Here is an 8,041-nt window from a genome sequence, read left to right as displayed (position 1 = left end):
CCCCGGACGCCCGAAAATCCGCCCCCACACAGGGCGATCCCGCCCCCCATGACCACCCTGCGCGTCAGCTTCATGAAAACAGCCCTTTCATAGGCGCGGCATTACAGGGATCAATGCGCGTGGTTCACCAGCGCATGCAGGCCCGGCAGGATATCGATCAGCAGGCCCGAAGGGGGCTGGTCATGCGTATAGGACGCAACGGCATCCGCGCACCCGGCGAAAGTGGCGTCCTGCTGGGCCAGCAGCCTGTTGACGCGTTTGTGCCAGTGATGGCCATGGCTGCGATGCTTCCTGATCGCCTCCAGCCCGACACGCGCCACGGCGGCCAGTTGCTGCGACACAGGGCGCGCATCCTGCAAAAGCGGCGTCGTCGCAACGGCGGCATATCCCGCATCATTGGCCAGGTACAGCTTCAGCATCTGCCGCAGCGGAACGGCAAGGTCCTTTTCCCCCGCGACGTAACGCGCCGCCATGTCATTGAACCTGTTGGCCTCGAAACTGTCCGGGGCGGCAATCGCGCCCGGTGCGTTCAGCATGGCGTCGCCGCTGTGCGATGCCAGCCTGTTCATGGCGTAATTGCGCACGGGGCTTGTCACCGATGTCAGCACCTGCAGCGGGCCGACATTGCCCGGCGTCAGGCGCGCGATCATGGCGTTTTCATGCGCGCTGGCCTGCAGGCCCGTCGCCTCCAGTTCATGCTGGATCACGGGCAGGCGCTTTTCCATGTCCGCCACGTCCCGCACCGAGGCATCGGACCAGAACCGTTCGGCAATCGCGGCCGAACGCGGCCACAGGCGCGCATCGACCATCTCATCGGAAACGATTTCACTCCACAGCGGGGCTTCACCACCAAGGACCAGTTTCTGCTGCGCGGCGGTCAGAGGCTGCACGTTCGGGTCGAGCGCGAAGGCGTCGATCATCGGTCCCTGCCTTGGCCGCGCACGCGCGACTTCCTCAGGCGACAGGCCGACCGCCTTGGGGTCATAGGGATCGACCTTGTAATGCTCCGACGACGGATTCAGCAGGTCGAGATAGTAGCCCGAAGACACCACCACCGGATGCCCCGCCTGTGTGGCCGACGCGATCCATTTCGACCCACGCCATGCCTCCACCACGACATCGCGCGGGATCGGGGCCTCGCTGACCTCATCCCAGCCCATCATGATCTTGCCCTGCCGTGCCAGCGCACGCTCCACCTGCGCGGTAAACGCGGCCTGCAGCGCCGGGGCATCGGCATAGCCGTGCTTCTTCATATAGGCGACGATGGCGGGATTTTCGTTCCACTGCCTGGGCGCCACCTCGTCCCCGCCGGAATGGAAATAGTGGTCGGGGAACAGGCGGCCCATTTCGGCATAGAGTTCCGTCGCGAACTTCAGTGTCTGCGGCTTGGTCGGATCGAACGCGGCGTTGTTCAGGTTATAGACCTTGTTGCAGATCGCCTTGGTCTTGACCGTGTTGATGGTGATCGAACAGGGGGACTCCCGCTCCTCCGCCGTGGGGACATGCTGGGCCGCCAGTTCGGGATAGGCCTCCAGTATGGACAGCGTATGGCCCGGCACATCGAATTCCGGCACGATGCGGATACCGCGATCGGCGGCATAGGCCACGATGTCACGCACCTGCGCCTGGGTGTAATACTGGTTATGGCCACCAACCTGATGCAGGCGGGGGAAGCGGAGGCTTTCGACACGGAAACCGGTCCCGTCACTCAGATGCCAGTGCAGGACATTGAGTTTCGTCAGTTCCATGGCGTCAAGCTGACGCTTCATGGTCTCCACCGACATGAAATGACGCGACACGTCGATCATCACGCCACGCCATGCGAAACGCGGCGCATCGTCGATCGTGGCCTCGTGGATGACCGGCCCCTGCGGCGTCTGGACCACAAGCTGCAGCAGCGTCGCAAGCCCGTGCACCACGCCGGCAGGGCCATCGGCATCGAGGCTGATCCCGTTCTGCGCCGTGACGTTCAGGGTATAATGTTCACGTTCATGCACGCTCAGGTACGCAGGATCGACCCTGCTGGAGATACGCAGCACAAGCGGCGTGCCGCCAGCGGACGGGGCGCCTGCAAGCATCGCGAAGCGGGCGGAAAAACGCTCCGCCGCGCGGCGGAGCATCGGCGTGGGCCTGCCCGCCCATTCGATACGCACCCCACCCGTGGCCGCGACATCCTGCCCCGACAGGGTGACGGAATGCGGGCGCGGCATCAGCGCAACGGACGACGTATCGGCCAGCGCGGGCGCGCACAGCGAGGCAAGCAGCGCCATGGAACTGCAGGCGGCATGCAGGAAACGGCGGGAGCGGTGCAGGATAGGAAGCATCAGGCAAAAATCTTTCCGTTCTGGGAATCCGGGGGCCGGCTCCACAAAAAACCGGGTTGGCGGCATGTGCGATAATCCATTACTGGCACGCCCCATTTTGTTCGGAAAGTAAAATAAATTGGTCCCATCCGCATGAAATTGCGTGCTCTTTGCACAGGACGGACGCCACGCGCCCAAAATGCGCGCGGGACGGCGCGGCGGATTCAATCACAAATCCACGCCACACCACAAAATGAACTACCAACCTGCGAGATATGCTTTATAAAGATAGATTGGCAATGCAACAAATCGATACGAGGCATAACCATTCATGCCCACCACCGCTTATTCCGATGGCTCCCGGCAGGGAAAGCGCACCAAGGTCCTGCACGCCGCACGATGGCTGTTCAACCGTGTCGGTTACCAGAGCGTGAGCGTGGATGCGATCCGCGTCCGTGCCGGCGTGACCAAGGCCACGGTCTTTCGCCATTTCCCGACCAAGGACACATTGGTGTCAGAGGCGATCGCCACGCACATCCACCAGATCGAGGATGAACTGGCGCTTGCGATCAATGAGCAGCAGACGCCGCTGGCGAAGATCCGGGCGATTTTCGACTGGTACGACGCGCTGTTCAGAAGCGATGATTTCCACGGGTGCATGTTCATGCATGCCGCCGCCGAATACCGCCGCCGGCATGACGAGATCACGCAACTGCTCCAGGCGCAGAAGGACAGCATGTGCAGCGCCTTCAGCCAGCTTCTGCAGGCCGGCGGGATGGAGATCGAGACCGCGACGACGCTGGGCCGCACGCTGTGCATGCTGCTCGACGGGGCGATGGTCCAGGCGGAGATGTGCGACAATCACGATGCCGCGCGGGAGGCATGGTACGCGACATCGCGCCTGCTGCTGGCCCACGGTTTCATGGGCGAGGACGATTTCTGAACCCCGGCGTCCGTTCAGCCCTGCATGCCGCTTTCAAGCCACAGGAAGACGACGAACACGATATCCAGCCCCACCAGCATGGGCGTCAGCCGCCACCACTGCCGCCGTCCCAGAAGCAGGAGGGTGTGCAGCAGCAGGCCACAGGCCAGCGCCAGCATGAAATTCCCCGTCATGAGGGTGATCACCACCATCAGCAGGGGGGAGGCAAGGTCATCAAGGGCGTGCGTCTGTGGCGATGCCAGCGTGGACAGCATCCCCACCCCCACGACAATCAGCACCGGGCCGGTGGCGACCGCGGGAATGGCGGTAATCAGCGGCCAGAAGAACGACGACACGGCGAACAGCACCGCAACGACCATGGCGCACAGGCCCGTCCTGCCCCCGGCCTCCACCCCCACAAGGGATTCCAGATAGGCCGAGACCGTACTGGTGCCGAGGCTGGCCCCGATCACGCTGGCGGCCCCATCGGCGCAGAAGGCCGAACGCCCCAGCGGCAGCGGCGGCCCGCCCCTGCCCTGCGTTGCACGCTGGGTAACGGCCATCATCGTCCCCGTCGCATCGAAGAAGTCGCTGAGGAAAAAATACAGCGTAACGGGAAACAGGACGAGGATGTTCGCGAAAAACCCATGGAAATCAAACGCGAACAGCAGGTGATACGGATAATGCGGCCAGTCGGAGACATGCGCGGGCAGGCGTGTCAGCAGCCTGCCATCAGGACCATGCACGAACAGGCCCGCGCAGCTTGTCACGACGATCGACAGCAGCATCGCCGCAGGCACCCGCAGGTATGACAGCACCATCGCCAGCGCCAGTCCGCCAAGCGCCAGGTCAACCGCAGGCTGGCGCAGCAGGCCAAAGGCGAAACCATCGTGGGAGGGCACCAGCAGGCCGCTGGTCGTCATGCCGATCCGCACGATGAACGCCCCGATGGCGCAGCGGATGCCACAGACGACAGGTTCGGGAAACCCGTCGATGATCTTCTGCCGCCATGACGTCAGCGCCAGCAGCACGAAGACGATCCCGCCAAGGAAGACCATGGCGAAGGCGACGGCCGGACTGATGCCCATATGCATCACGACGACCTGTGCGAAGATGATGTTGCTGCTCATCGCCGGGGCCAGCGCGATCGGCAGGTTGGCCATCAGCGCCATCAGCAGCGTCCCGCATACCGATGCGGCGATGGTCGTCATGATCATGTCGTGGTGGTCCAGTCCCGCCATCGACAGGATGGCCGGGTTGACCGCCATGATATAGGCCACGGCGCCAAAGGTGGTCACCCCGGCCACGACCTCCCGCCCCGGGGTCGAACCACGTCGCGAGATGCTGAAATACCGGTCGAGCCACCCGCCCGCACCACGTATCGCCTGCCTCACGCCGCCATTTCCTTCATTGTCGCCCGACCTTTTCCCACTGGCTGCATATGGTGTGCAGAGGCATGCATTACGGATTTCAGTAGACCACCCCCATGCCAAAGTCGAATGCAGATATATGCACACCGTGTTCTGATAATCTCAGCGCTGGGCGCGCCGGGCATCCGGTCATGGCGGCGGCCGAAAATTGACAATGATAACAATTATCATTATCAGCACACCCTGCTCAGGAATTCCCCGTGCATATCGTGCGTATGGCGACAGCGGGGCAACGCAAGGCAGGAAAACCGGCATGAAACGAATTTTCCATCGGTGCGGACGTGTAATGACGGCCCTCCTCGCGGCCATTTCGCTGACCGGCGGCCTGTGCGCCACGCAGGCCCACGGCGCCACCATTACGGACATGGCGGGACGCACGGTTGAAATCCCGCAGGACGTACACCGCATCATCCTTGGCGAAGGACGCCTGGTCTATGCGCTCGCCCCGCTGGAGCGCGCACACCTGTTCGACCGCATCGTCGGCTGGCAGGGGGAATTCCGTGGCGCCGATACCCAGAGTTATGACCAGTATGTCGCCCGTTTCCCTGCAGCGGCCAAGGTCGCGCTGATCGGCAAGACCACGGCCGATACCGTCAGCCCCGAAAAGGTGCTGGACCTGCATCCCGACCTTGCCATCCTGACGGTTTCCGGGCACGGCCCCGGCGCGTCAAGCGAGCTTGTCAACCAACTGGAGGCCGCGCACATCCCCGTGGTATTCGTGGATTTCCGCGCCAATCCCCTGCATGATACCATCCCGTCGATGCGTATCCTCGGCACCGTCCTGAACCGCGAAGCCGAAGCGCGCGAATATATCGATTTCTACCAGTCGCACCTTGATCGCATCACCCGGACCGTTGCCACAATCCCGGCGGACCACCGCCCCAGGGTCTTTATCGAGATGCTGGCGGCAATGCGTGAAAGCTGCTGCCACACGGCGGGCAAGGGCAACATGGGCGCGTTCATCGAGGCCGCGGGCGGCAACAATATCGCAGCCCCCCTCCTGCCCGGATATATCGGTGACATCTCGCTGGAAAAGGTGATCGCGTCGAACCCCGACATCTATATCGCCGATGGCACCAAGGGACCGAAGGCGGCAGGACCGGGACTGCGCATGGGGGCGGAGGTCTCCCCCGAACTGGCCCGCTCCTCGCTCAGGGCGGTGGAGGACCGGCCGGGGATTTCCACCCTGCGCGCCGTGACCGGCGGCCATGCCTATGGGCTGTGGCATGCCTTCTACGACTCTCCTTACAATATCCTTGCGGTGGAGGTGATGGCCAGGTGGTTCCATCCCGACCTGTTCGCGGATATCGACCCCGCAAAGACGCAGAAGGAACTTTATGACCGTTTCCTTCCGGTCCCGCAGACGGGCACATTCTGGATCACGCCCTGAGGCCGCATGAGCAGTATCTCCCCCACCCCCATCACCAGGCGCAGTCTCGATACAGGCGACATCCACGCCCTGTACCGCGCGATGTTGCGGCGGCGCGTGCTGGTCATGGCGGTCATCATGGGGCTGATCGCATGTTCCGTGACGCTGGATTTCGCGCTGGGCCCGTCGGGCCTGTCGCCCGCGCGCCTGTTGCATATCCTGCTGCACCCCCATGACGCCCCTGCGGGTGAAAGCGTGATCGTCTGGCAGATCCGCCTGCCCTATGCCCTGATGGCGATCTGCGTGGGGGCCGCCCTTGGCCTGTCGGGGGCGGAGATGCAGACCATCCTTGCCAACCCGCTGGCCAGTCCGTTCACGCTGGGCGTTTCGGCGGCGGCGGCGTTCGGGGCGTCGCTTGCGATCATCCTGCAATGGCATATCCCCGGCGTGCCGGAAACGTGGATCGTCTCCACCGATGCCTTCGTGTTCTCGATCGGGTCGGTCTTCCTGCTCGACCTCGTCTCCCGCCTGCGCGGGTCGGGCACGGGGACGGTCGTCCTGTTCGGCATCGCGCTGGTCTTCATGTTCCATGCCCTTGTCTCCCTCCTGCAGTTCATCGCCAGCGAAGACGCGCTGCAGGACCTCGTCTTCTGGACGATGGGCAGCCTGACACGTGCGACATGGCCCAAGATCGGCATCCTTGCCGCCGCGTGCGTGCTGATTGCGCCGCTGTCGTTCCGCGCGGCATGGCGCCTGACGGTCCTGCGCATGGGCGAAGAACGCGCCGCAAGCCTGGGCGTCGATATCCCGCGCGTGCGGCGTGCGGCGCTGCTGCGGATCAGCATCCTGTCCGCGCTGGCGGTCTCCTTTGTCGGGACGATCGGCTTCATCGGACTGGTCGCCCCCCACATCGCGCGTCGCCTGCTGGGGGAGGACCACCGTTTCTACCTGCCGGGCAGCATGCTTGTCGGCTGCCTCATCATGTCGCTGTCATCGGTTGCCGCGCGCAACATCATTCCCGGCGTCATCATCCCCACCGGCATTGTCACGGCACTGGTGGGGATTCCGTTTTTCCTGACGATCGTCCTGCGCCGGCAGGGCCTGTCATGAGCGAAAGTGGACTGTCCGCGCAGCATGTCAGCGTAAGTTACGGTCGCCGCACCGTGCTGCATGACCTCAACCCCGCCCCGTTTCCCTGCGGGCGCGTCTGCGCGCTGCTGGGTCCGAACGGCAGCGGGAAGTCAACATTCCTGCGGGCGGTGGCGGGGATCGTGCCTTCACCGGCCGTCATCACGCTCAACGGCATGGAACTGTCGCGCATGCCACTGGCGCAGCGCACGCGCCACTGTGTCTACCTGCCACAGGCGTTGCCTGCGCCGGTGCATCTGCAGGTGCTGGAATCCCTGATCGCCGCGCGCCATGTCAATGGCATGCAGGCCATGGCCGAAACCGGCGTGATTGATGAAACCCTGGAGACGCTCGCCACCTTCGGGATCGAGGACCTGGCGATGCGCTACATGGATGAACTCTCCGGCGGGCAGCGACAGCTTGTGGGCCTCGCGCAGGCGCTGGGACGGCGGCCGGAGGCGCTGCTGCTTGACGAACCGCTCAGCGCGCTGGACCTGCATCATCAGTTTTCGGTCATGGATATCGTGCGGCGCACGACGGCGGCGCGGGGCATCGTGACGATGATCGTGCTGCATGACCTCAACATCGCCGTGCGCATGACCGATGACGCCATCATCATGCGTGACGGACGCCTGATTGCCGCAGGCCCCGCCCGCACGGTCATCTCCCCCGACCTGCTGCAACAGACCTACGGCATCCATGCCCGTGTCGAAACCTGCTCCCGCGGGGAGCCCTTCGTCATGGTGGATGGCACCCTCGACTGATCCCGTTTCCGGCATGAAACACGGATTTGTTATCCTGTTTTCCCCTGCCCTGTCCGTCCTTTTTCCTGACTTCGCCGTTCTGAGCCTATCATCGGGTCGCCCTGCCCATCCGGGATCGCGGCCCG

The 8,041-nt window shown here is 63.8% G+C and carries 6 protein-coding genes; 4 read left to right on the top strand and 2 right to left on the bottom strand.

What is annotated here, in order from left to right; all coding sequences use genetic code 11:
• Positions 1-110 precede the first annotated feature (110 nt).
• Entirely contained in the window at positions 111-2,324 is a 2,214-nt protein-coding gene (locus HNH97_RS06660) for a beta-N-acetylhexosaminidase (RefSeq protein WP_233043603.1), read from the bottom strand.
• Between the two features lie 310 nt (positions 2,325-2,634).
• Here HNH97_RS06660 and HNH97_RS06655 point away from each other — a divergent pair, with 310 nt between their 5' ends.
• The gene (locus HNH97_RS06655) at positions 2,635-3,246 is read left to right on the top strand and encodes a TetR/AcrR family transcriptional regulator (RefSeq protein WP_171790362.1); all 612 of its coding nucleotides are present in this window, start codon (positions 2,635-2,637) and stop codon (positions 3,244-3,246) included.
• Positions 3,247-3,260: 14 nt separating this feature from the next.
• Here HNH97_RS06655 and HNH97_RS06650 read toward each other — a convergent pair whose 3' ends face one another.
• A complete protein-coding gene (locus HNH97_RS06650; protein ID WP_171790361.1) occupies positions 3,261-4,619 on the bottom strand; it encodes an NCS2 family permease in 1,359 nt (452 codons plus the stop codon).
• Between the two features lie 322 nt (positions 4,620-4,941).
• Between HNH97_RS06650 and HNH97_RS06645 the strand changes: the two genes are divergently transcribed.
• The 3 genes from HNH97_RS06645 to HNH97_RS06635 all read left to right on the top strand — a co-directional run bounded on the left by HNH97_RS06645 (position 4,942) and on the right by HNH97_RS06635 (position 7,916).
• Entirely contained in the window at positions 4,942-6,045 is a 1,104-nt protein-coding gene (locus tag HNH97_RS06645; RefSeq protein WP_227744435.1) for an ABC transporter substrate-binding protein, read from the top strand.
• Between the two features lie 81 nt (positions 6,046-6,126).
• Entirely contained in the window at positions 6,127-7,134 is a 1,008-nt protein-coding gene (locus HNH97_RS06640; protein ID WP_244949344.1) for a FecCD family ABC transporter permease, read from the top strand.
• A complete protein-coding gene (locus tag HNH97_RS06635) occupies positions 7,131-7,916 on the top strand; it encodes an ABC transporter ATP-binding protein (RefSeq protein WP_171790358.1) in 786 nt (261 codons plus the stop codon). Before HNH97_RS06640 ends, HNH97_RS06635 begins: the two co-directional genes overlap by 4 nt.
• Positions 7,917-8,041: the final 125 nt, after the last annotated feature.

The sequence above is a fragment of the Gluconacetobacter entanii genome, from assembly GCF_013155425.1.
Classification (GTDB): Bacteria; Pseudomonadota; Alphaproteobacteria; order Acetobacterales; family Acetobacteraceae; genus Novacetimonas; species Novacetimonas entanii.
The sequence above is the reverse complement of the archived record's forward strand: the minus strand, read 5'-3'. Positions and strand labels throughout refer to the sequence as shown.